Source organism: Clostridium sp. MCC353 (assembly GCF_018785315.1).
GTDB lineage: Bacteria > Bacillota > Clostridia > Lachnospirales > Lachnospiraceae > CHH4-2.
Genome location: NZ_WQPN01000026.1, coordinates 1 through 25,125 on the forward strand (window position 1 = coordinate 1; position 25,125 = coordinate 25,125).

Annotated in this window: 22 protein-coding genes and 4 tRNA genes; 23 read left to right on the forward strand and 3 right to left on the reverse strand. The window is 46.8% G+C overall.

Annotation, left to right across the window (positions count from 1 at the left end):
- Nucleotides 1-222 precede the first annotated feature (222 nt).
- Nucleotides 223-297 (forward strand) — tRNA-Pro (locus tag GPL15_RS06800).
- Nucleotides 298-320: 23 nt separating this feature from the next.
- A tRNA-Gly gene (locus tag GPL15_RS06805) sits at nucleotides 321-393 on the forward strand.
- Between the two features lie 238 nt (nucleotides 394-631).
- On the opposite strand, the gene GPL15_RS06810 is transcribed toward GPL15_RS06805, so the two are convergent.
- From GPL15_RS06810 to GPL15_RS06820, 3 genes are all read right to left on the reverse strand, one after another.
- Nucleotides 632-898, reverse strand: coding sequence for a GNAT family acetyltransferase (locus GPL15_RS06810; protein ID WP_215697302.1), 267 nt, complete (start codon nucleotides 896-898; stop codon nucleotides 632-634).
- Nucleotides 899-1,324: 426 nt separating this feature from the next.
- A complete protein-coding gene (locus GPL15_RS06815) occupies nucleotides 1,325-2,251 on the reverse strand; it encodes a hypothetical protein (protein WP_215697304.1) in 927 nt (308 codons plus the stop codon).
- A gap of 558 nt (nucleotides 2,252-2,809) precedes the next feature.
- A tRNA-Gly gene (locus GPL15_RS06820) sits at nucleotides 2,810-2,880 on the reverse strand.
- 85 nt (nucleotides 2,881-2,965) lie between these two features.
- Between GPL15_RS06820 and GPL15_RS06825 the strand changes: the two genes are divergently transcribed.
- From GPL15_RS06825 to GPL15_RS06925, 21 genes are all read left to right on the forward strand, one after another.
- On the forward strand, nucleotides 2,966-3,709 hold the full coding sequence (locus GPL15_RS06825) for a DUF554 domain-containing protein (RefSeq protein ID WP_346344911.1): 744 nt from the start codon (nucleotides 2,966-2,968) through the stop codon (nucleotides 3,707-3,709).
- Between the two features lie 33 nt (nucleotides 3,710-3,742).
- Nucleotides 3,743-5,287, forward strand: coding sequence for a nitrite/sulfite reductase (locus GPL15_RS06830; RefSeq protein ID WP_215697307.1), 1,545 nt, complete (start codon nucleotides 3,743-3,745; stop codon nucleotides 5,285-5,287).
- A 24-nt stretch (nucleotides 5,288-5,311) separates the two neighbouring features.
- Nucleotides 5,312-6,499, forward strand: coding sequence for an aminotransferase class I/II-fold pyridoxal phosphate-dependent enzyme (locus GPL15_RS06835; RefSeq protein ID WP_215697309.1), 1,188 nt, complete (start codon nucleotides 5,312-5,314; stop codon nucleotides 6,497-6,499).
- The gene (truA, locus tag GPL15_RS06840) at nucleotides 6,489-7,232 is read left to right on the forward strand and encodes a tRNA pseudouridine(38-40) synthase TruA (RefSeq protein WP_215697311.1); all 744 of its coding nucleotides are present in this window, start codon (nucleotides 6,489-6,491) and stop codon (nucleotides 7,230-7,232) included. The genes GPL15_RS06835 and truA overlap by 11 nt, the downstream gene beginning before the upstream one ends.
- Nucleotides 7,229-8,407: a cation diffusion facilitator family transporter gene (locus GPL15_RS06845; protein ID WP_215697313.1), complete on the forward strand. Its 1,179-nt coding sequence runs from the start codon at nucleotides 7,229-7,231 to the stop codon at nucleotides 8,405-8,407. The genes truA and GPL15_RS06845 overlap by 4 nt, the downstream gene beginning before the upstream one ends.
- 83 nt (nucleotides 8,408-8,490) lie before the next feature.
- On the forward strand, nucleotides 8,491-9,051 hold the full coding sequence (locus GPL15_RS06850) for an RNA polymerase sigma factor (RefSeq protein ID WP_215697315.1): 561 nt from the start codon (nucleotides 8,491-8,493) through the stop codon (nucleotides 9,049-9,051).
- 5 nt (nucleotides 9,052-9,056) lie between these two features.
- Entirely contained in the window at nucleotides 9,057-10,313 is a 1,257-nt protein-coding gene (locus GPL15_RS06855; protein ID WP_215697316.1) for a hypothetical protein, read from the forward strand.
- A gap of 163 nt (nucleotides 10,314-10,476) precedes the next feature.
- Nucleotides 10,477-10,548, forward strand: a tRNA-Gln gene (locus GPL15_RS06860).
- Between the two features lie 267 nt (nucleotides 10,549-10,815).
- On the forward strand, nucleotides 10,816-11,943 hold the full coding sequence (locus tag GPL15_RS06865; protein ID WP_215697318.1) for a hypothetical protein: 1,128 nt from the start codon (nucleotides 10,816-10,818) through the stop codon (nucleotides 11,941-11,943).
- Between the two features lie 156 nt (nucleotides 11,944-12,099).
- Nucleotides 12,100-15,036 (forward strand): hypothetical protein, encoded by a 2,937-nt coding sequence (locus GPL15_RS06870; protein ID WP_215697320.1) that lies wholly within the window; start codon nucleotides 12,100-12,102, stop codon nucleotides 15,034-15,036.
- Between the two features lie 50 nt (nucleotides 15,037-15,086).
- Entirely contained in the window at nucleotides 15,087-15,845 is a 759-nt protein-coding gene (locus tag GPL15_RS06875; RefSeq protein WP_215697322.1) for a hypothetical protein, read from the forward strand.
- 16 nt (nucleotides 15,846-15,861) lie between these two features.
- Complete coding sequence (locus tag GPL15_RS06880) at nucleotides 15,862-16,182, forward strand: hypothetical protein (RefSeq protein WP_215697324.1); 321 nt, start codon at nucleotides 15,862-15,864, stop codon at nucleotides 16,180-16,182.
- A gap of 205 nt (nucleotides 16,183-16,387) precedes the next feature.
- Nucleotides 16,388-16,990: a hypothetical protein gene (locus tag GPL15_RS06885; RefSeq protein WP_215697326.1), complete on the forward strand. Its 603-nt coding sequence runs from the start codon at nucleotides 16,388-16,390 to the stop codon at nucleotides 16,988-16,990.
- Nucleotides 16,991-17,001: 11 nt separating this feature from the next.
- A complete protein-coding gene (locus GPL15_RS06890; protein ID WP_215697328.1) occupies nucleotides 17,002-17,907 on the forward strand; it encodes a helix-turn-helix domain-containing protein in 906 nt (301 codons plus the stop codon).
- Between the two features lie 115 nt (nucleotides 17,908-18,022).
- A complete protein-coding gene (locus tag GPL15_RS06895; protein ID WP_215697330.1) occupies nucleotides 18,023-18,262 on the forward strand; it encodes a ribonuclease HII in 240 nt (79 codons plus the stop codon).
- A 217-nt stretch (nucleotides 18,263-18,479) separates the two neighbouring features.
- Entirely contained in the window at nucleotides 18,480-19,739 is a 1,260-nt protein-coding gene (gene lysA, locus GPL15_RS06900; RefSeq protein WP_215697332.1) for a diaminopimelate decarboxylase, read from the forward strand.
- An 18-nt stretch (nucleotides 19,740-19,757) separates the two neighbouring features.
- Entirely contained in the window at nucleotides 19,758-20,513 is a 756-nt protein-coding gene (locus GPL15_RS06905) for a sialate O-acetylesterase (RefSeq protein WP_215697334.1), read from the forward strand.
- A 292-nt stretch (nucleotides 20,514-20,805) separates the two neighbouring features.
- Complete coding sequence (locus GPL15_RS06910) at nucleotides 20,806-21,465, forward strand: GntR family transcriptional regulator (RefSeq protein WP_275950462.1); 660 nt, start codon at nucleotides 20,806-20,808, stop codon at nucleotides 21,463-21,465.
- Between the two features lie 13 nt (nucleotides 21,466-21,478).
- A complete protein-coding gene (locus GPL15_RS06915; protein ID WP_215697338.1) occupies nucleotides 21,479-23,092 on the forward strand; it encodes a mannitol dehydrogenase family protein in 1,614 nt (537 codons plus the stop codon).
- Nucleotides 23,093-23,342: 250 nt separating this feature from the next.
- Nucleotides 23,343-24,236 (forward strand): cation diffusion facilitator family transporter, encoded by an 894-nt coding sequence (locus GPL15_RS06920; RefSeq protein WP_215697340.1) that lies wholly within the window; start codon nucleotides 23,343-23,345, stop codon nucleotides 24,234-24,236.
- Between the two features lie 53 nt (nucleotides 24,237-24,289).
- A complete protein-coding gene (locus GPL15_RS06925) occupies nucleotides 24,290-24,892 on the forward strand; it encodes a MarR family transcriptional regulator (protein ID WP_215697342.1) in 603 nt (200 codons plus the stop codon).
- The last annotated feature ends 233 nt before the right edge of the window (nucleotides 24,893-25,125 follow it).

The window sequence follows — 25,125 nt, forward strand, 5'->3', positions numbered from 1 at the left end:
AGGGCAGAGGTGGAAGCATGGCAACATGTGGAGCTGACTGTTACTAATCGGTCGAGGGCTTAACCAAGTTGGTTTAGGAAAGAGGAACCGGTGTAAAAACCGGAACGGATGGAACGGCAGAGATGCCGGGGATGATATATAATTCAGTGTGTGGTTTTGAGGGTACATAAGATTTGGTTTATACCATGTCTGTACTGCAATATGTATAGCTTTGGGATATGACGGGGTGTGGCTCAGTTTGGCTAGAGTACCTGGTTTGGGACCAGGGGGTCGCAGGTTCGAATCCTGTCACCCCGATTCAAAGTTAATATATTATTTATGCGCGAGTGGCTCAGTTGGTGGAGTACGACCTTGCCAAGGTCGGGGTCGCGGGTTCGAGTCCCGTCTCGCGCTCTTCTTTTAGGTTTTAGGCGGTTTCCGAAGTTTTCGGAAGCCGCTTTTTAGTTTGCATAAAACAATTTACTTGTAATAAAAGTATGATTTTGAAAAACAACAGTATATTTTATAGATTCGGTTAGGTGAATGTATAAAATATACTGTTGTATATGCTCTAAAGATATACCTTTTTATGCTATAGAATATGCGTTACCCGGAGAATTATATAATAAGATCGATTCCGCCGTCTGCCCTTTTAATATACCGGGCATGTGTAATTCCCAAGTTCATACTGTTCATCCAGCCACTGATAAGCCTGATCAACACCATTTTGAGTAAATTCAAATTCTGAGGATTTCTTTTTTTCATCAGCAGTGGATTCAAAATTATACGGTTCCGGCCATACAGTGGCGAGAAGCACATCGTCACTTTTAATAACACGGTAACGCATGCCCTTGTAGCTGCCGTAAAAAGGTTCTTTTTTATAGTAGTTTATGGGCACCAGGTCACTTCTGTTTATCATTTTATCCCCCCCTGTTTATGACTGTACAAATTTATTTTTAATCTGGAATTATAATACCCCATTTGATCTGCAAAATCAATATTCAAATACGCTCCAATGGGATTTAACCTTGCTTAGAGTACGCTATTATAGGAGGGGATATTCCCTGTCTGAGGTTGATATCGATTTTTTGTTGAGTATTGAATGTAGGAGCCAGAGCATTAAGTGTGAGATAAAGTTGGATTCTGCCGCTGCAATAGCAAATTTGGTGGAACAGGGAAATCGGCGAAGGTTACGCAAAAAAAGTGGGATGAAACGGAGGCCGGAAGGCTGAACCTTCGGCTGCTGTCTCATCCCACGTTCCAGTTGATTTTCTCTGATCCGATTTAGCAGTTCCGATTTACCAACAGAGTATAATCCTCTATTGAGGAAAATATTAGAATTACATCAATTTAGTATTTTATCAATGTGTTTGTCTAAGTCTGTCAAAAATTCATTTATCACTTTGAGATACTCTATCATATATGTTGCATTAGTGGTAACTGCACTCATATCGCCTTTGCTATATGCATCACATAAAGCTTTACAATACTTAGTGCTTTCGGCAGCAGCAGTTTGTATGCTGTCTAAATCAACTTTAGTAAATTTTTTCTTATATTCAGGGTAATCTTCAAGTGTATCAATAATGTCATCTATAATTTCCATTGCAGCCTTATGTGTGTCATATAGAGAAACCATATCCCGTTCCTCTAAATAGGCATTTTCTAAATAAATATTTGCATCAAATAATGTTTTTGAAAGACTTAATATTTCAGCCACATCATCGATACTCTTCTTTACAATGCTATTAGCATAATCCATTATATTACCTTTTGAAATAATTAAGCGGAAATCATCAAACATATTTACATCGTTTATTTTACAAAATTGGTTATAGTATTTTTCTAAATCTTCACTATAATTGATAGATTTGACGCCCATCTCTTTAAATTCCTGATTCATCAAATTTAACAAGGTATAATTGTATCCAAATAGAACCATTTCTTTATCGGGCTCATTTTTACAATCTTTAAATATATTATAATAGTCTGATTTTACTTCGGATTCTAACTGTTCTTTATTACGTTGGACTACGTTACTGTCATAGGTTTTACCCCCGAAGTCTGCATAAATTTTACTGATTCTGTCTTTAATCTCATCAGATGAATACTTGTCAATGAGATCTTTTGTATCATTGTAGTATTCTTCCGTAATTCCTATTTTTTCAAAGTTTACACGTTCGTCTTTTTTGGAAACTATTGTATTGATCCCGCATCCAAATAAAGTTTGTGTCATTAAGATTGCCAATATACTCATAACTATTTTTTTTATCATATGTTACCCCCCCATATTTTTATGATTATAGTATATTACAAAAAACTACTGATTTCAATCAAATCAAACTAATATGTTACTTTATAATAATCCTTTAATAATTTTATTTGTATAATTTAATTAGCTTATATATTTGAGCAAATTTTATTTCTATATGCTTATGTGTCAGAGGATTATTATAAGGAGAAGAAACAGTGTTTTCTGAAATTGGCTCAGGAGTGTTGGTATCAGTTATTTTATTTAATAATGCGGTTATGCTTACTGTAAAAATGAAAGAATATAATCAGTCAAAGTATTCTAAATATTCAAATAGAATATAGTGAGATGTTAAGAATTATAAAGATTTGAGATTAGGAATAATGCCATTATATAAAAAACAGGAAAAGGACTCGGCTGTTATGGCCCCGCTCCTTTTCATTTAGAACCTTTTCGAGTGATATTTCGTGTTGTATATATTGTTGTATTTTCTTTTATATTATAATTTTTCGATTCCGCCTCAAACAACTAAAAACCCCAGTACCTACAAGACATTCTTGCATTTACTGAGGTCTCAACAAAAGCAGATAACGGGAATCGAACCCGCCTCCCCAGCTTGGGAAGCTGGTGTTCTACCGATGAACTATATCTGCATGTTAATAGTATAGCACTATTTCTTGTAAAATCAAGGATTTTGTACTATAATATCCTAGATTATGCAAAAAAATACAGGGGGAAATGATGGCTGGGACAGGGACTTTGATTAATGTGACCGCAATTGTGGTCGGAACAACGTTAGGTTTAGTGATTAAAGGCGGGCTTCCTCAACGCTTTCAGGATATTATTATGACTGCGGCCGGTCTGGTTACTACTTTTATCGGATTGTCCGGGGCTTTGGCCGGACTGCTGACGGTAGAGGGAAATGGGCTGGCGACGCAGAATACCATGCTGATAATCGGAGCGCTGTTCATTGGGGCACTTTTGGGTGAATGGATTAATATTGAACAGAAGCTGGAATATGTGGGAGAATGGTGCAGGATTAAGATTTCTTCACAGAGCCAGGGGACAAGCACGTTTGTAGAGGGATTTGTGACCAGTTCCCTTCTGTTTTGCGTAGGCGCGATGGCAATTGTGGGGGCGCTGGAAGACGGATTGAACCATAATTTCAGCACGCTTTTTGCAAAATCGGTGATTGACGGCGTGGTAGCTGTGGTATTTGCGGCCACATTGGGGATCGGGGTGTATCTGTCGGCGGCGGCGGTTTTCGTCTATCAGGGGAGTATAACTCTGCTGGCCGGATTCATCAGGCCCTATCTGAGTGAAGGCGTGATCGGACAGATGTCCTGCGTGGGATCTATATTAATTTTTGCATTGGGAATCAATATGATATTTGATAAAAAACTAAAAATTGGAAATTTGCTCCCGGCAATGTTTATTCCATTGATTTATCAATTGATAATGCATTTATTGGGGATATTATAACAGAAGAAAAAGATATTTGAAGGAGAGCAATTGATGAAGACAGAATATGCCCAGGAATTTAAAGCGGAAATCGACGCATTTAAGGAGATGACGGAACGGTTCTATAATAAGGAAATTACGGCGAAAGAATATAAGGGTTTTTCAGGACGGTACGGCAGCTATGCCCAGAGAGGCGGAGAGGCCAGCATGCTGCGTCTCAGAATGACCGGAGGCCGGATTACAAAGGAAAAATTGAAATTTTTAGTGGACTGTATTGAGCAGTATGAGATTACGAAGGTACATCTTACCACCTGCCAGACCATTCAGCTTCACAATCTGGATGGGGTGACGGCCGGAGACATTATGGTAAAGGCTGCGGACCATGACATTATTACCTGGGGCGGCGGCGGGGATTTCCCGCGGAATGTAATGGCATCCCCATTGAGCGGCGCAGAGCCGGGGGAATATTTTGACGTGATGCCTTATGCCCAGGCTGCGGCGGATTATCTGCTCAGTTTTATCAACAAGGTTAAGATGCCGCGTAAGCTGAAAGTGGGATTTTCCAATTCCACGGCCAATGAAACCCATGCTACGTTTCGGGATTTGGGATTTGTGGCAACAAAGGAAGGCCGGTTTGATGTATACAGCGCCGGCGGACTGGGGGCCAATCCCAGGCCGGGCCTCTGTGTGGCGAAAGGGATCAGGCCGGAAAAAGTCCTTTATTATATCAAAGCCATGGTGGAGACATTTATCGCCTATGGAAATTATGAAAACAGGGCGAAAGCCAGAACCAGATATATGCAGATCACTTTGGGGCAGAAGAAATATATTGCGGCTTACCGGGAGAAATTAGATGAAATACTGGAATCTGGAGAGGATCTGGATCTGAAACTTGTAATCCATCCTATGGATAAGACGGGAGATGGAAGCGTGGTTTCGGACAGGCGTATAATCAGCCAGAAACAGGATGGGCTTTACGCGGTTTCTTATCATCCGGTGGGCGGAACTCCAAAGCCGGAAAAATGGAAAGAAATTTATGAAGTCATAAAGGAAATGGATCAGGTGGAACTAAGATTGTCTCCTGATGCTGATCTCTATATCATCAACTGCACCGGAGATGAGGCGAAAAAGGTGCTGGAAGTGACCTCGGACGGGGCGAGGGATTTGTTTGAATCGTCCGTCGCCTGTATCGGGGCATCGATCTGCCAGGTGGGGATCAGGGATTCCCAGAACCTGATGGCGGTTCTGACAGAAGAGATGAGAAAAATGGACTTTGGGGACGGTGTGCTGCCTAAAATCCATATATCAGGCTGCCCGTCTTCCTGCGGCACCCACCAGATCGGAACGCTGGGCTTCCATGGAGGCGTGAAACTGATCGATAAGGTTCCGGTCCCTGCATTTACCCTCCATGTAAACGGCTGCCCGGAGGAGGGGAAAGAGCGTTTCGGCGATAGCTGGGGCGTGATTCTGGAAGAGGATATTCCTGCATTTTTAAAAGAAGTGGGAGAGGCGGTTTCCGGGGAAAGAACCACCTTTGAACGATGGTTTACCGGACACAGGGATCAGTTGAAAGCCATAGCAGGTAAGTATTTGAAATAGGCTTTTAGGATGGAGGATAAGAACATGCAGTTTGCAAAGCGTATGGATCGTTTTGGAGAAGGAATCTTTTCAAAATTGCTGGAAATAAAGAGGCAGAAACAGGAAAATGGAGAGCGTGTGACGGATTTGAGCGTTGGAGCGCCCAACATACCGCCTGCCGCGCATATAAGGGAAGCGCTCTGCCGGGCGGCTGCCAGGGAAGACAATTATATCTATGCGATCAATGACCAAAGCGATCTGCTGGAGGCGGTGGCTTTGTGGTACAGGAACCGTTACCAGGTGGAACTGGATCCTAAAACGGAGATATGCTCTCTGCTGGGGTCACAGGAAGGGCTGGCCCATATCGCGTTAACGGTTGTGGACGAAGGAGACCTGGTTTTAGTGCCTGATCCCTGCTATCCGGTATTTGCCGACGGCCCCCTTCTGGCCGGGGCAAAGCTTTATTATATGCCGCAGAAAAAGGAAAATGGATATGTGATCCGGCTGGACGATATTCCGGAGGATGTGGCAAGGCAGGCCAAATTCATGGTGGTGTCCTACCCCAACAATCCTACCACAGTGATGGCTCCCGACAGTTTCTATGAGGAGCTGACTGCATTTGCGAAAAAATATGATATCATTGTGCTTCACGATAACGCATACAGCGAATTGGTATTTGACGGGAAACACTGCGGCAGCTTCCTTCATTTTCCGGGGGCAAAGGATGTGGGGGTGGAATTCAATTCCCTGTCTAAAACTTACGGCCTGGCGGGGGCCAGGATTGGATTCTGCGTGGGTAACAGCCAGGTGGTTTCCAAGTTAAAGACCCTTAAATCCAATATGGATTACGGGATGTTTCTGCCGATCCAGCAGGCGGCGATTGCGGCTGTTACGGGGGACCAGTCCTGCGTGGCCGATACCAGGGCCGCTTATGAAAAGCGCAGGGATGTGCTGTGCGACGGATTAAAGTCCATCGGATGGGATATGGAGAAGCCGGAGGCCACCATGTTTGTGTGGGCCGGGATTCCGGATCATTATAAAACTTCGGAAGAATTTGCAATGGATCTGGTGGAACGGGCAGGAGTGATCGTGACGCCCGGCAGCGCCTTTGGGCCGTCGGGAGAGGGATATGTGAGGATGGCTCTTGTGCAGGATGAAAAAGAACTGAAAGAGGCGGTTGCCGCCATTGATGAGAGCGGCATATTGAAAAAGGAGAAAGCCATTGAGCTATAATTATAAGATTATTTTACAGTACGACGGAACCCGGTATGACGGGTGGCAGAAACAGGGGAATACGGATCATACGATTCAGGGAAAACTGGAAGCTGTGGTTTCTAAGCTGGCCCAGACTGCCACGGAAGTGCATGGTTCCGGGAGGACTGATGCAGGTGTCCACGCTTCCGGCCAGACAGCCAATTTCCATATGGAAATGAGGCAGGAACCGGAGGCGTTGAAAGATTATTTAAACCGGTATCTTCCGGAAGATATCAGGGTTCTGAACGTTGAAGAGGTGGACGGCCGGTTTCACAGCAGGCTGAACGCCGCAAGAAAAACTTATACTTATTATGTGGATATGAGCCCTAAAAAGAATGTATTTACAAGAAAATATGTATATGGACTGGGGCAAAGGCTGAATCTGTCCGCAATGGAGCAGGCGGCGGTAAAACTTTGCGGCACCCATGATTTTAAAAGTTTCTGTTCCAATAAAAAAATGAAAAAGCCGTCGGTCAGGACGCTGCATTCCATCACCTTCCAGCAGCGGGAGGATGTGCTGGAGATCAGGTATACCGGTGATGGATTTCTATACAATATGGTCAGGATTTTAACCGGAACCCTGATAGAAGTAGGGCTGGGAAAACGGGAGCCGGGATCGATGGATCAGATACTGGAGGCAAAAGACCGGCAGGCAGCAGGCTATACGGCGCCGCCGGAAGGGCTTTTTCTTACAAAGGTGGAGTACGAATGACAGATTTTTTAGTAAGAAGGTTCATTAAGGACTATAATAATGTAGAGGATGTGTCGGTGAGAACCAGGTATGGGCTTTTATCCGGCGTTGTGGGGATTTGCTGCAATGTGGTGCTGTTTGCGGCAAAGCTGTTTATTGGGCTTTTGATCGGCAGCATTTCCGTAATGGCCGACGCATTTAACAACTTGTCCGATGCGGCGTCTTCCATCATCGGTTTCGTGGGCACGAAGATGGCGGAAAAACCTGCGGACGAGGATCATCCATTTGGGCATGGGCGGATTGAGTATATTGCGGCGTTTATCGTGGCATTTATCGTAATTCAGGTGGGATTTTCCCTGTTTAAGACTTCCTTTGGAAAGATAAGGAATCCGGAGCAGCTGACTTTTAAGGCCATATCCCTGGTGATTTTGTCCCTCTCCATTGTCGTGAAGCTTTGGATGGCCATGTTTAACAGGAAACTTGGCAAGCGGATTAATTCCACGGTGATGGTGGCCACGGCCGCGGATTCTTTTGGCGATGTGATGACCACGTCCGCCACAATCGTATCCATATTGGTTTTCGTCGCCACAGGGTATAATATTGACGGGGTGATCGGTCTGGTGGTGTCTGTTGTGGTTATGATTGCAGGCATCAACATCGCTAAAGATACCCTGGCCCCGTTAATTGGGGAAGCGATTGATCCGGAACTCTATAAAGAGATTTCCAGATTTGTGGAGGGTTATGACGGAATTGTGGGAACCCATGATTTGATCGTCCATAATTACGGCCCGTCCAGAAGTATGGCGTCCATTCACGCCGAGGTCCCCAATAATGTGGATATCGAAGTATCCCACGAAATTATCGACCGGGTGGAACGGGAAGCGGCAAAACGTTTCAATATGTTTATGGTGATCCATATGGATCCGGTGGAAACCAGCGACGTGAGGGTAATGGATTTTAAAGCCCTGGTGGCAGGCGTTTTATCGGAAATGGATTCCAGGCTGTCCTTCCACGATTTCAGGATTGTGGATGGGACGGAGAGGATTAATCTGATTTTTGATTTGGTAGTACCAAGGGAATATAATGAGGATATGAGAAAAAGCTTGAGAAGAAAGGTAGCGGAAACGGTTAATCAAAGAGATAAGAGATGTTTTTGCGTCATTACGGTGGAGAACAGCTTTTGTGCGGAAAGCTGAAATGTTACGATCCGCCGGGAAAATTCCAGATTGATGCAATAAGATGGAAGAATGTAGCATTAACATTATAGAAAGGAATTCATATGAGTCGTGATATACCGCCAGACTATGAGAAGTTAAGCGATGAAGAGTTGCTGGGGCGTGTCGGCACTGGAGATGAGTTCGCATTTCGGCAGTTGTATCAGAATACTGACCGTACTATGTACAGCTATATTTTGTCTGTTTTGAAGAATCCGGACGATGCGGAGGAAGCGATGCAGGAGGCGTATCTGAAGATATGGGTATCGGCTGCGGGGTATATCCCCCAGGGCAAACCTCTGGCATGGATGTTCACCATTGCCCGGAATCTGTGTTATATGAAGTTCCGGGAGAAAAAGCATCAGGCGGATATCGGAATTGATGAATTGGAGGATCGGGAGCCGGGCGAGGTCTGCCTTCCGATTGAACAGGCGGCAGATAAGATGGCTTTGCAGGCGGCCCTCAGCATACTGAAGGAGGAGGAACGGCAGATTGTCCTGCTCCACGCATCTGCAGGACTGAAACACCGGGAAATCGCAGCTTCACTGAAGATGCCCCTGGCTACGGTTTTGTCCAAGTATAACAGAGCTATGAAAAAATTGGAAAAGTATTTAAGAGAGGAGTGAATTCGTTGAGAGCAGAAGCAAAAAAGAAGATTGCAAAAGATGAAATTGAACAGCGTTTGTTTTCTGCCGTAACGCAGATTACTCCCGATGTGTTGGACAAAATCGATTTGTCGGTACCGCAGGAAGAAGCCGTGAAACAGCCGTCTGTTATTTCATTTAACAGAGTGCGGAAAGGAATGGCAGCGGCGGCGGCCTGTCTCTGTTTGATTACAGCGACGGGGGGGATTTATGCCTATGGGGAGATGAAGGTGGTCTCTGTTGTAGGAATAGATGTCAATCCGGGGATTGAACTGTCTTTAAACCGCAGAAGCAGGATTTTAAAGGCTGAGGCGGTCAATGCGGACGGCGCAGAGATCCTTTCGGATGTGGATATAGAGGGGAAGAAGTTTGATCAGGCCGTTGAAAGCCTGGTTGATACCATGCTGAACCAGGGATATTTAAAAGAGGATTACAATGCGGTGCTGGTCACGGTCACCGATGTGAAAACGAGGAAAAAGGAAAAAGGAAAGATCCGGGATACAGCGGTACAGAATGTGGAGAAGACTTTACAGGAAAAGGAAGTTAAGGCAGTGGTCTATGACCAGGAGATTGAGGTCACGCCTGAACTGAAGGAGCTGGCCCAGGAATACGGAATCTCCTGCGGCAAGGCATATTTTGTGCAGAACATCATTTCAGAGAATGAAGAATTGGATATGGAAGATATGGAGGAATTGTCGGCTCTCAATATCACCCAGCTTTCTCAGGAGATAGAAAACCAGGATCTGCAGTTTGCGTCAGGAGACGAAACAGAGGACGGCCTCATCTTTGGGGATGACGCGGAGGAAACGGAAGAAGAGAGCGGGGATGAGGAGTCAGAAGAGTTAAGCGGCTCCGAAGACGCCGGTGAGGAAGAGGCGGACGAGACGGAAGAAAATGGCGATCCGGTACGACGTCTTGCCGATGGGGACGATCTCATGTCCGGGTCAGAGGATGAAATCACGGACGACGGTTCCTGGGATGAGGAAGAGCCGGATGAGAGGGAATCCGCCGCCGCCGCTGCTGCGGCAGTCCGGGAACCTGAAGAAGAGGAAGCCACTCCGTCGGATGCGCCGGTTTTGGCGTCTCCATCCAATGGAACGCCCATAGCTTCGCCGTCAGATGCATTGTTTGAGGAAGAGGCTGAAGAGGAGACGGACGAGGAAGAAGAGACTGAGGAAGAAACGGAAGAGGAAAGTGTGGAACTGGAGATGGATATAGAAGAAACGTCCGGCTCATCTTCTTGACACACAAAATGGTCAAGAAGCATCGGATGTCTATGCGATGTGAAAATTGGTAACAGTTCAGACAGGTCTGAGCTGTTACATAAATTGTACTAATAATTAGTTTAATTAAAAAAACTGTTGACATTCGGGACTGTTTCCTTTATAATATATCTTGTTGTTGCGATGGGCTATCGCCAAATGGTAAGGCAACGGACTCTGACTCCGTCATTTCAAGGTTCGAATCCTTGTAGCCCAGTTATCACTCCCACAGAGGCATGTCTGTGGGAGTTTTTTTATTTCATAGGGAGGCACTTTCTTGTAGTATAGTTGGTCCTATTGTAACAGTTCATATAGGTCTGAACTGTTACGTCCTATTCCATCCCGCCTCCCCCATAATCAGATTCGGTAATTCCCAAATAGTCCTATCTATGTTACAATTTATTCATACGCAGCCGGTATTATAAATTTGAAAGAAACTGCCCGGAGAAAGGCGGTTTTTCGATATATGGAGGAGAATGACCGTATGAACAGGGATATGACCGTAATTTCAGGAAATAATATGGCTTTTTTGATGGGGGATGAGAAGACGCCCCGGCAGATGGTGGAGTTTTTAAAGGAAGGGGCCATATTCCGGGGGTTCAATGATGTTTTGAAACGTGTTTATCCGGGAGAGGATCTGGCATCCAGGCTGGCCCAGGGGCTTTCGGAGATTACAGGTGAGGAGTACGGCAGCATTTCCAGAAAGGTGAGAAACTGGCTGAAGGGGCAGAATATGCCTAAGAACCGGGAAGCGCTGTTCCAGATCTGCTTTGTCTTAGGGCTTCAGGAAGCGGAGGCGGGATTGGTGCTGGGAGCGGCTTCTGAAACCGGTATCCATTACCGGAACCCGGATGAACTGGTATATGCTTATGGGTTGAGGACCGGGAAAAGCTATGAGGAAGCGGTGGAGTTGAGAGCGAAGATCCGCCAATCTCAGGTGATGGGGCAAAGTGAAATGGAAAAGGAAAAGGCGGAAACGCCGGTCTATACAAAACAGGTCAGAGACGCATTTTTCCAGGTGTCCTGTGATGAGGAACTGTTTGCATTTTTCAGGGAACACGGCGGGGAGCTGGGGGTCCTGCATGAAACGGCCTATGCCAAATTTACGGAACTGCTGGATTATCTGCAGAATCCAAAAGGAGAGAGCGGAAAAGCGGAACGGAAATTCACCATGGAAGAAGTGGTGAGAGACTATATCAGGATGAATGTGCCTCAGACGAAAAAGGTATCCGATTATATTCTGTTACAGCGGCTGGTTAAAAAATACTGGCCCAATGAGAGCAACCTTCTGAACATGCGCAACCGGAAAGAGGATGTGAGCAGAAAGGTGATGATTCTTTTGTACCTGATTACGGAGGCATTTGATGAGCTGGAAGAAGAATCAGGGGAGGAGGACTATTACCTGGACGATTTTGAGGAGGAGGATCCCGATACCCGGTTGGAAATCCGTTTGGAGAAGATGAATCTGTTTTTGGATTCCTATGGGATGAACCTTCTGGATCCCGGAAATCCTTTTGATTTTCTGGTTCTTTACGCCATGAAAACCCAGGAAGGGGATTTTGTGAGCGACAGAATGGAAGCGGTTTTAAGTGTCCTGTTTGAAGAAGAGTAAACGGAAAAAAGTTACAGGCCGGCCGAATGGGTTCTGCTATGATGGCAATAGGAAATGCAGACAGGGTTGAGAAGAAATGCGGATTGGCAAGAGAGGGCATTTGTCTGTAGATGAATGCCTTTTGGCTTATTCAGACAGGAAGGGGGGATGTAAGGCATGGATCAAAAACGGCAGTTACGAAAAATGGGTGACGTGATCACCCTGGGCGGTACAGATTACCGGCTGGAATCCGTGGAGGGCTGCGGAGGCAGTTCCGTGGTTTACCGGGCCAGATATGAAGACCGTTTAAACCGTGGATGTTATCACAATGTGCTGATAAAAGAATTATTCCCGGCCCATCCCCAGGGGCTGATCTGCCGTGATGTATCGGGCAGTGTCTGCTGTCAAAAAGATGGAGAAGCGTATATGGAGCGCTGCCGCCAAAGCTTTTACCGCGGCAATCAGGCGAACCTGGAACTTTTGGATTTACAGCCGGAACAGATATCCGGGAATTTAAATTCCTTTCAGGCTTACGGAACCTATTATTCCGTTCTGGCCGTCCATGGCGGGAAAAACCTGGAGCAGCTTTTGGAAGAAGGAACGGAGGTCAACAGCCTCAGGGCGGCGGCAGCATGTATGATAAAGATCCTGAATGCGCTGGAATGTTTCCATAAAAACGGAATCCTGCACTTGGACATCAGCCCTGACAACATTCTGATGCTGGAAGACCGGGCGCTTCTCATCGATTATAACAGCGTCTGGCCGATGGAACAAAGGGATGGGGAAATCCGTTTATTCAGCATAAAGGAAGGGTATTCGGCTCCTGAAGTGCGCCTTTGCCAGGAGGATTCTATAGGACCCGCCGCCGATCTTTATTCCGCTGCCGCCGTATTTTTCCGCATATTGACGGGGCGGAGGCTGACGGATGACGAAGTTGTAGGCAGCAGGCTGGGGAAATGTTTTCCCAAGGATTTGCAGATATTCAGGAACCAGCCCGTATCCGCGGCGAAAAAAGCGGTACAGATTGTATACAGAGGATTGAACATACTGCCCCGGCAGCGATACCAGACGATAGGGAAGATGCGGGGGGACTTTGAAGAACTGATCCGCAGAATTGACGGAAAAGGGATTTCCCACAGCGCCATTTGGGAAACCAGCCGTCAGGGATTCCGGGAAAAAGCTAGGCGGGACGGCCTGTATCTGGACAGGGCGGTAAAGGCCGAAACCGGAGAAATGATGACGCAGGATGGCTGTTATGAGAAGCTGGTTTCAGGCGGGCGGTATCTTTTAAAAGGCCCGGGCGGCATGGGAAAAACCTGCTTTTTACAGGAATTATGGGGCCGGGGCGTCAGGGATTACCAATCCCGGATGCCGGTGACCGTTTACATCCCTCTGACGGACTATCAGGAGGCAGGAGAGGAACCCTGGTATATCAGGAAATATCTGCTGCGCCGGCTCTGTTTTACAGAACAGGCAAGGGATATGGAAGAGGCGCTCCACATGCTGGACCGGCTGTTTGAAAAGCAGAATCCGGAAGGCCGGGCTTCTTTCATCCTGCTTTTGGACGGATTAAATGAAGCTGGAACCCGGGCGGGAGGCCTGCTGAAAGAGATCGAGGAGTTGGGCCGGAAACCAGGAATTGGGATTCTGGTAACAGACCGTTGGGATTCGGTGAAACAATACGGCCTGCACGGGTTTTTAACGCTGGAACTTCTGCCCCTTTCGGAACAGGCGGTGGAAAAGGAACTGGAGAAGGCCGGGATTCCCCTTCCGAAAGAAAAGGAACTGGCCGGGCTCCTTGGCAACCCTATGATGCTTTATTTATACCGGGAAACCGTGAAGGTGAACCTGGAAGGCGGCCGGGGCTTGGGAGATGTGGAACAGATATGCGGGATGGAGGAAATGACCGGACGGTATCTGGACAGTTTATGCATCCGTGGGCAGAGGATGAATTCGGGAAACCAGGCGGAACAGCTTAGGGTCGGCTATCTGATCCGCCACCTTCTGCCTGAATTGGCGGGAGAGCTGAAGCGCAGGAAAAAAACACTGGTTACGATGGAAGAACTCTACCGGATTGTACAGAAGAATTACCAAAGCCTGAACCGGAAAAGTTTTGGCATGGCATTTCCTGAATATATGGGGAAATCCAGGCTGATGCTGAAAGAAACCGCCAATGAACAGGAGTGGTTTGATTATGCGGTCTCAGAACAACTGATCAGTCATTTGAATCTGCTTGAAAAAACAGCGGACGGCAACTTCGGCCTGATTCATGATAATTTTATCGGCTATCTGGCGGATGTATGTGCGGAGAATAAAAAGAAGATCAGCCGTTACCGCAGAAAAGCCTGGGGATTAAAGGGATGCGCCACCATTATGTTAGCTGCTGTCTTGACGGCGGGAGGGGCTGCGGCCTGGAAATCCCGTGGGCCGGTTCAAATGTCAGAGGAAGACCGTCTGGTGATCCGCAATGCCGCATCCCGCCTTGTGCTGAACCTTCAGATTCTGGATATCCAGGCAGTCAGCCAGAGGATGATTCTGGAAACGGCCCGGACGGACCGGGTTCTGGACGGTGAACCGGAGGCTGTGGCGGAGCTCAAACAGTTGATCGGGAAAAAAAGCCGGGAACTGGAGAAATATGACGTCATGGTAAATGACGGAAGCCGCATTTTGGATGAACTGGAGATGATGAACACGGAAATCCCCCTGGCCGATCTGCGGGATCTGTATGGGAAACCGGCAGAATTGGGGGCCATGATTCCCGACGCTCTTTTCCATCTGGAAGAGGGGCTGTGCGGTGAAGACAGTCCGTATTATGACAGAAGTAAAAGGGAGGCGCTGGCGGAAGCTTACGGGGAATATCTGGACGCCTACATGGAGGTGTGTTATCTGGAACTGAGCCGGGTGCTTTTGAGCCTGGACCAGGAAACAGCGGATACGGTATTGGATTCGGTACAGGAGATGACCGTATTTCCCGAATTCATTTTGAACCATCCCCTCAGCGGGCAGAGCAGTGAGGAATTATCTGTACAATTGGATGCGGCAAAAGGCCGTTTAAAAGATAAACGGGATGAAATGATCATGCAGAATTATCAGATCAATGGTTCCGGATGGTGATGCTTACGGGGCAGCGGCCCCGGGCGGAGGAAAGGGAGGAAGAGGGGAATATGAGAATGAAACAGGCGGTATCTGTCCTGCTGGCCTGCGTTATGCTGGCGGGATGTTCGGCCGGAGGCGGGAAGAAAGAAGAGGGTTATAAGAAAATTGTGGACGATTTCGCAGAAATCACACTGCTGCAGGATCAGGACGGCGGAGCTTATGAGAAAGCCCTGGAGGCCGTAGGCATTTATCTGAAAGATTCAAACCAGGAGACGCTTGAAAAAGCCCGTACGGCAGTCCGCGGGACAATCGAACAGATGGAAGAGGACAGCGGTTCCATGACAGAATACGAGATGGATGAGGAGTTTAAGGAACTTCTCATAAAGTATGGGCTGGATCCGGAGGAATATAAGATCAATGCCGATATGAGGAGCGGTTATCTGGCGGGATATATCAGCAGCCTTCAATACCTGGAATATTATCTGGAGAATGAAGGTCCGGGAGGCGTGACCCGGGAAAGCCTGGAATTCACTTATCAATACGATGTGGAAGAACAGGAGTACATGGGAGGTTTTTATTATACCGGCGTCAATTACTGGTTTGCCGAATGGGGGGAAGAAGAAACTGCCTATGTGATGCAGCAGGTGGTGGATCAGCTTCAATATCTGACCGCAGAAGATCCTGTTTGGGAAAACAGCCGGGATGCCGTGGAACGGAGGCTGAACGTCTATCTGGACACCATAGAAAAGCATATGGATCAGTGGCTTAAATTCATCGGAGAGAATCAGGAAGATCTTTATCAAATGCAGAAAGAACTGGGAAAATGAGAAGGAGGGATTTGTGATGGCGGATTTTGAGATAAAAAAAGTGATAGAGATGATAGAGGAGCAGATGGCAAAGGGAACGGATTTCGAATCCCTGGTGTATGAATTCAGATACAGACATCACGACTGTACTGTGGCAGTGAATCATAGAAAGGAAAATGGGAGAGTTGTGGGAACCTCCGGGGTTGAAGTTCCGGAGACAAACCGGATGTTCTATATGGACTGTGTGAGAGATAATAATCTGGAAGCGGTGCTGGATTTTTTTAAAAACCCGGAAAATGAGAAGATTGTGAGAGGGACTCTGAACATTCTGATTCAACGTGTCATGGAGGAAGACTGAAGAGAGATCAATGCAGACAATATGGCTGCCGGGGGCTTCCCGTGAGGAAAGCCCCTGGTTTTGCAGGAGAAGCGGTACGCTAAAAATCCGGCGGAAAAAAGTTGCAGAAAAGGAAGATAACCGGTTATATAATGAATTCATCAGATAGAGATAACCAATTATAAAACAGATAACAAGATGGTCCGTAACAGGAAAGGGGTATATTATGATGAAAAAAACAAGTAAATTATTAGCAGGCATTTTCACAGCAGCACTTTTGACAGCAGCCATGGGGATGACAGCATTTGCGGGAGAAAGGGATTACGATTACACAAATCCATACGACCCGATGCTTAAAAATCTGGAAAAGACTTTAGAAGAGAGCAATAAGCAGTATCAGAGCGCCTACGATAAGATTCTTGCGGATTTTGATAAAGAGGTTGAGGAGATCAGAAAAGAGGAGGAAAAGGAGAAGGAGGCCGCTAAAAAGGAAAGCAAAAAAGCAGACAGCAGCAAATCGGGTAACAGCAAAGCAGGCAGCGGCAAAACGTCCGGCTCCGGTACCAAGTCCTATTCAGGAAACGCCTATACACCGCGGGTAACCGTTCCTCAGGAAACCAAGAGGAGCGCAGCAATCTGCAGAAGATGCGAGGGCACAGGCAAAGTGAAATGTGACGACTGCGGCGGCACCGGTAAAAAAGTCCGGATCAAAAGCAGCATCAACCTGGGTTCCGGCGCCAGCACCTATGAAGAAACCACAATCTGCCGAAGATGTAATGGCAGCAAAAAGACAGTCTGCCTGGGATGCCTGGGAGACGGCGAAGTGTGAGGTAGGAAAGATTGAAGCTGATACGCAGCATAAAACTGAACAGCGGCAGCAAAGAGGAACTGCTGCCTAATATAGCACCCGATTTTCCCTATATCGCATCCAGGGTGGAGCTGGATCAGTATATGGGGAAATTCGTGCCGTGGCATTGGCATAATGCGGTGGAAGTGTTTTATATTGAAAGCGGCGCGCTGGAATACTATACGCCCAAGGGAAGGACTTTATTTCCGGCTGGTACAGGCGGCATGGTGAATTCCAATGTGCTTCATATGACGAAAAAAGGAATGGAGCATACGGTATCATTTCTTCACATTTTTGAGCCCTCTCTGATCGCAGGGGGGCTAAGCAGCAGAATCTGGCAGAAATACGTCGTGCCTTTGATTACCAATACACAGGCTGAGATCATTGCTTTGTCCCCCGATGTGGCGGAACAGAGAGAGGTCCTGGATCGAATCTGCGGGGCATTTGAACTGTCGGAAAATGATTTTGGGTATGAAATGGATCTGAGAAATGCCCTGTCCGATATCTGGGTCCGGATGTTTGAGCTGTCGGGCCCATTTTTGGAGGAAAATGGCCTTTACGACAGGGTGAACAATAAGATCAAGCTGATGATGACCTATGTCCATGAAAACTATGATAAGAAGATCACCATTGGGGATCTGGCCGCCTCGGCTTTTACAAGCGAGCGGGAGTGTTTCCGCATGTTTCATGACTATCTGCGCACGACCCCGGCCAAATATATAAAAAGCTGCCGTCTCCAGATGGCATGTAACATGCTGGCCCGGGGCCAGGAACCGGTTACTTCTATCGGGCATTTGTGCGGGCTGGGCAGCAGCAGCTATTTCGGCAAAACATTTCGGGAAAGCATGGGCTGCACTCCCCTGGAATACCGGCGCAAATGGCAGGATAATGACAGATAAAGGCAGTAAACAGCATATTCACGCCAAATATTCTGCACTATAATGATATTTATAAAAGGTAACGGAAAATAAATATCTTATGGACGCCGGTAGACGGAGGAATGGAGCGTGGAATATGATAAAGCTGAATATTTTAAATATGAAAAGGTTTTTGCTGGCAGTGAATGACTGCAGCGGTCCGGTCAGCCTTTTAGATGGGGACGGCCGGAAGGAAGATATCAATAAGAATTTCCTGGTCCAGAGGAAGCTGCTGAACCGGCATATGGAAAATGGTAAATATTCCCGGCTTGTGCTGGAAATCGCCCAGCCAAAGGACTACATGAACATTGTTTTTTACTATATAGGGGACTGCTGATATACAGCAGTCAGGCTTTTATGACAGGCGGGGGTTTCTCCGCCTGTGTTCTGTTTCATTTCCTAGTGAATCTGCAAATGGTTTTCTGATGATCCGGCCTGGTTTCTTCAGGCGCTTCCGGCAAAAACGCATTACTCCAATCGAATGTAATGTTTGCAAATCCCACATTCAGCAGTTATAATAGATCGAGAAACTAAAGAAAGAAGGAAATAGAAGAATGGGAAAGATTTTGTCGGATGTGACAGACCGAATGAATTTTTTTGAGGGAATTGATCCGGTCGGTTTGGCGGAAAAGTACGGAACCCCTCTTTATGTTTATAATGAGAGAATTTTAAGAACCCGCTGCCGTGACCTGAAACAGTTTGTAACCTATCCTGAGTTTGAGGTGGATTATTCATCAAAGGCCAACTGCAATCTGGCATTTCTTCAGATTGTAAAGAGTGAAGGCCTGAAGGTGGATGCGGTGTCCATGGGGGAGATTTATGCCCAGAGGCTGGCCGGATTTGAACCGGAGGATATATTTTTTATCTGTAATAATGTGTCGGAGGAGGAAATGAGGTACGCCATTGACGAAGGCGTGCTGATCAGCGTGGATTCCCTGGCCCAATTAGAGCTGTTTGGCAGGCTGAATCCGGGCGGAAGGGCTGCCATACGGGTAAATCCCGGGATCGGGGCAGGCCATCACGAGAAAGTGGTTACGGCAGGAAAGAAGACCAAGTTCGGGATTTCAACGGATCAACTGGATCAGGTCAGGGAAGTGCTGGAAAAGTATCATTTGACCCTGGCGGGAATCAACCAGCACATCGGTTCCCTGTATATGAAGGGGGATGAGCTGTTACAGAGCATGGACCGGCTTTTGGAGATCGTCATGGAGTTTCCGGGTCTGGAATTTGTGGATCTTGGAGGCGGTTTTGGAATCCCCTACCATAAGGAAGACGGAGAAGAACGCCTTGATCTGGAAACCCTTGGAAAAGCCATTGATGAGAAAATGAAGGAATTCACAAAACGGTACGGCAGGGAAATCACCCTGCGCATTGAGCCCGGACGTTATATATCAGCCGAATCCAGCGTGCTTCTGGGCAGAGTGCACGCCGTCAAATACAACAGCGGCCACAAATACGCGGGGAGCGACATCGGTTTCAGCGTTTTAATACGGCCTGCCATGTACGATTCTTATCACGGCGTCGAGATTTACCGCCCCGGGGACGAGCCGTCTGCGGGCAAAGAGGAAGTCACGATTGTGGGAAATATCTGCGAAAGCGGAGATATACTTGCGAAAAACCGGCTGCTTCCTGAGATCCGCCAGGGAGATGTGCTGGGGATTCTGGACGCGGGCGCTTATGGACAGGCCATGTCTTCCAATTACAACAACAGACTGCGCCCGGCAGAGGTATTGATCCGGGAAAATGGAGAAGTTGTGTTGATCCGGGAACGGGATACGCTGGAGGATTTGGTGAGGCATCAGATCTTATTATAGTCGAAAAGAGGATATCCTATGAAAATGGTAGATCTTATTCTGTTTATGGGGCAGAGCAATATGGCGGGGCGTGGCGACGCGTCCCTTGCTCCTGTTGTGGAAGAAGGCAGGGGTTATGAATACTGTGCGGTCAGCAAACCGGACCGGCTGGTTCCTGTCAGGGAGCCTTTTGGAGTGTTTGAAAATAATCCGGACGGAGTTTATGAACCGGGCATGAAAACGGGCTCCATGGTTTCTGCATTTATCAACGCCTGCTATGAGAAAACAAATGTTCCGGTGGTGGGCATTTCCTGTTCAAAGGGCGGTTCCAGCATTGAGGAATGGGAAAAGGGAACGGCTTATTTTGAAGACGCGAAGAAACGGTTTGTGAGCGGGCTCCGGTATCTGGCGGGCCAGGAGGTTCAGGTTCGTTCCAAGAGCATGGCCTGGTGCCAGGGATGTACGGATGCGGACAGAGGAATGGAAAAAGAGGTATATAAGGAAAAGACCAGGGCATTTTTTCAAAACTGGATCTCCCTTGGGATTGAACGGATCTTCTTAATCCAGATTGGAAATAACAGGGATGATTTAAATCTCTATGTGCCGGTGCAGGAAGCGCAGAAGGAGCTGGCGGAGGAAATGGAGCAGGTGTTTCTGGTGTCGGATTCCTTCCGTGATATGGCCGCCGCAGGCCTGATGAAAGACTGCTATCACTATAAACAGGAGGGGTATAACCTGGTGGGCGGGGAAGCCGGGAAAGCTGCCGGGGATCTGTTAAACGGTATGGGAGGCTGAAACTGTAACAGTCCAGACGTCTCATCTTCTTAACCGAAAGAACGGCCAGGAAGGATCAGATGTCCGTACCATGTGAAAAATGATAAAAGTTATTATATACCCGTTGTGTTTTGCATGGGGAATGTGATAGAATAAATCTAAAATATTGCCTTGCTTTTTAATCTCTTTAATATCACGAATAGATCTAAGAAAGGAGAGGTATAATTCATCGGATTGGATAGTTATACTATGGAACATGATTATATTAGAACGCATCAAAAATGAAAGTCACAGGGAATATGCTTACAGGGTAATGCGTGAAAACATAATGCAGGTTGAGATGAAACCGGGTGAGATCGTCAATGAAGTGAAGATCGCAGAGGAACTGAATATAAGCAGGACGCCGGTTCATGAAGCGGTATACCAGTTGAAGGAAGAACGTCTGATTGAGATTGTCCCCAGAAAAGAGTCGAAAGTTACGCTGATCAATATGTCATGCGTAAATGAAGGCTTTTTTATACGCTGCGCTGTGGAACCGTCCATTATCCGCCTGGCGTCTAACCATCTGTCCCCGGAAGACATCGATTGGTTTTATGCGAATCTGGAACAGCAGAAAGTGCTGCAGGGAGACGAAAAAAAGATCAGGAAATTCTTCCAGTATGATGACGAATTTCATAAGAAAATCTATATGGTGGCCAATAAACCTGAAACATATGCTTCTGTTCAGCGAGTCATTTCCCATTTGGACCGTGTGCGTTATTTTGTTCGTGTATTGGGTAAGTATAATCTGGAAACAGTGAGTTACGAGGAACATTTGGAAGTTTTCAATATGCTTTTGCTGGGGGTTACGGACAAGTATGATTTAAACAGTTTCATCCACAATCATATCATCCGTTTTGCCGATTTCCTGCCAATGCTTTTGAGAGAGTATCCATATTATTTCAATGTGAACTCACAATTACCGTCAAAGTAGAAAAGGAGATATTATGAAGTTAAATAGGGCAGCATTAAAAGACAGAAACGTATGGGAAGCAGCCGGTTTCAGCCTTCCTGAATTCGATATGGACGCAGTAGCTGAGGAAACCTATAAGAATCCGGCCTGGGTGCATATGGGAGCGGGGAACATATTCCGCGCATTTACCGCCAATGTACAGCAGAAAATTTTAAATGAAGGGAAATCCAAAACAGGAATCATAGCGGCTGAAGGATTTGATTACGAGATCATAGACCTGATGTACAAAACCCATGATAATCTGGGGGTTTTAGTCACCTTAAAAGCGGATGGGAGCATAGAAAAAACGCTGGTGGGCAGCATTACGGAAGCCATTTCCTTAAACCGGGAATCCGTTGATGAATGGAACCGCCTGGTGGATGTGTTTACCAATCCAAGCCTTCAGATGGTCAGCTTTACCATAACAGAAAAAGGATACAGCCTGGTTGACGGAAAAGGCGAATACTATAAGAACGTGCAGGAAGATTTTGCCAACGGCCCGGAAAAAGCGGACAGCTATATCGGTAAGGTGGCCACCCTGCTCTACAAGAGATATCAGGCCGGAGAACTGCCTGTAGCCATGGTCAGCATGGACAACTGTTCCCATAACGGGGATAAACTGTATTCGGCTGTCAATGCATTTGCAAAGCACTGGAGCGAAAACGGGGTATGTGAGAAGGGCTTCTATGATTATGTGAATGACCGTTCCAAGGTATCTTTCCCATGGAGCATGATCGATAAGATCACTCCAAGACCGGATGAAAAAGTTAAACAGATGCTGCAGGAATGCGGCTTTGAAGATGTGAATACAAAAGTGACATCTAAAAATACCTATGTTGCCACCTTTGTTAACGCGGAAGAACCCCAGTATCTGGTGATCGAGGATGCGTTCCCCAACGGAAGGCCCAATCTGGATGAAGGCGGAATCATCTTCACCGACCGTGAGACGGTTGATAAAGTGGAGAAGATGAAAGTGTGCACATGCCTGAATCCTCTGCATACCGCATTGGCTGTTTACGGCTGTCTGCTGGGCTACACCCTGATTGCGGACGAGATGAAGGATGAGCAGTTAAAGCGCATGGTGGAAGTGATCGGATATGAAGAGGGGCTTCCTGTTGTGGTGGATCCCGGCATTTTAAGCCCGAAAGCATTTATTGATGAAGTGCTTCAGATCAGAATTCCAAACCCATTTATGCCCGATACGCCTCAGAGAATCGCAACCGATACCTCACAGAAGCTGGGAATCCGTTATGGAGAGACCATTAAAGCGTATTTAAGCCGTGAAGATCTGGATGTTAAGAATTTAAAACTGATCCCCCTGGTATTGGCGGGCTGGTGCAGATATCTTCTCGGAGTGGACGATAACGGAGAAGCCATGGAACTCAGCTCAGATCCCTTGTTAGATACGGTCCGTCCATGCCTGGCAGACATCAAACTGGGCGACCAAAGAGATTTCCACGAAGAGCTAAAACCAATCCTTTCTAATGATAAAATCTTCGGAATCAATCTTTATGAAGCAGGACTGGGTGAAACCGTAGAATCCTACTTTAAAGAACTGACCGCAGGAAAAGGCGCTGTACGCGCGACACTTGTGAAATATGTAAAATAAACGGCTGGGAATTATGACAGCGCTCTGTTTGGATTAAGCGGGAGAGGGCTGTATTGCCTTCCAGAATAAAACCGTATAAAGTAAGCGTCACATGGAGTTATCTTTCATGGGCGCTTATTTTTTTGCATATGCTGAAAATATGGGATTGACAATACATCAGGTACCTGCTATATTTATATCAGGTACCTGATGTATTTTGCGCTGCAGTTGATGTGATCATTGCAGCAGTATTGGAAAGGAGTGAACGCATATGGAAGAAACACTGCAGAAGCCGGTTTCCAGAGAGAGTATGGGAATTAAGGTTGGTTTTTTTTCTGCATCCGGCAATCTTCTGCTGTTTATATGTAAGTATCTGGCAGGAGCCCTGTGCGGCAATATGGCGGTTATGGCGGAGAGCCTTGACAATCTCATGGATTCGTTAAATTCTTTGCTGGTGCTGCTGGGGTTTCATCTGTCAGGGCGGAAGGAAGACAGCCTGCACCCATATGGACATGGAAGGACGGAATATGTTCTGGGATTTATTATATCAATGACTGTAATTTTGACCGGAATAACGATGTTGAGGGAATCGGTTCTTTGGATTTTGTCTCCTCCGGTCCGTTCATCACCAGCCATGGTGTACGGGGTGTCTGCTCTATCCGTGGCCGTTAAGTATGGCATGTCGGCTTATACAAAAAGGGTGAATAAGCATTTGGATTCCGAGGCTTTAAAGGCCTGCGAACAGAATGACTGGGCTGATATTAAAATGACAGTGCTTACGGCCGGTTCCGCAGTCATTTATCAGGCGGCGGGTATCCGGCTGGACGGCTGGGCGGGTATTTTAATCAGCGGCCTGATTTTAAAAGACGGAATGAAGTCATTTTTCAGCCATTTTATCCTTCTTCTGGGAGAGGGGATTCCGAAACAGCAGATGGCGGCGATTCAGGCCATATTTGACGTTAAAAAGGATGTCATCACATTGAAAAAGGCTGATTTTCACGATTATGGGCCAGAGCGCAGAATTGTATCCATGCAGATTGTGGCAAATCCCGGTTATGGGCCTGACGAAGTGAGCCGGTGCCTGTGCGACATCGGGGAAGAATTGAGGAAACTTGGGCTGACACCGTCATTTTCACTCAGTATGGATCAGATTCTGACGGGGTGAGGATGGAAGACATTTGGGACTAACAGTTTTTGAGGAAAGAGAGGAGATCATTGATGGATCAGGAAAGAAATAATTTATGGGAGTATCTTGCTTATATTGGAACGCTTATGCACCGCTGTCAGGCGGAATCCTTCAGGGGAAATGGTTCTATGGCCAGCCCCTACAAAGGGCAGGGCCGCATTCTCGGCATATTGAAGTTGAAACCAGAGATCAGCCACAAGGAGCTTTCCTACCTGTTAGGAATCAGCACCCAGTCCATGAGCGAACTGCTTCGGAAGTTAGAGAATAAAGGTTATATAAAGCGGGTTCCTTCTGAACAGGACAAAAGGAGTATGAACATCATACTGACGGAGGAAGGGAAAAAGGTGGTGGACCAGTCCGAGGGCTTTGACGGCCGTGATATGGATCAGATTTTTGACTGCTTCAGCGAAGAGGAACAGGCTCAGTTTAAAGGCTTTCTGGAACGTCTGGAAGGTGAGCTGCTAAAACGCCTGGATCCGGAAGATTCGTCTGAATATACCTTCAGCAGGATGAAAGAGATGCATGATATGATATTGAACCGCAGCCATAGAGAACGTCCGCATCAGCGGGGGGAAGGTCCGTTCAGACGAGGGGGCGGGCATGGAAGTAGAAAAAGCAAAGAAGCATTTGATTGAGACAGTGTTTGGAATTTAATACAGGTTATGACATAGAGATTTCATGTAAATGACTTGAGGGTTAACAGTAAAACGTCAAGGCTTTTTCGAAAATGCCTTCACGCTTTAGTGTCAGAGCCAGAGAAAACCAGCAGGAAAGCGGGCGGAGGGGACGGAGGTCGGGCTGGGCGTTTGGAAGCGGCCTTCCGGTGCCGTTGGATTCCGGCCAGCCCGGCCCCTTCCAAACGCCCAGC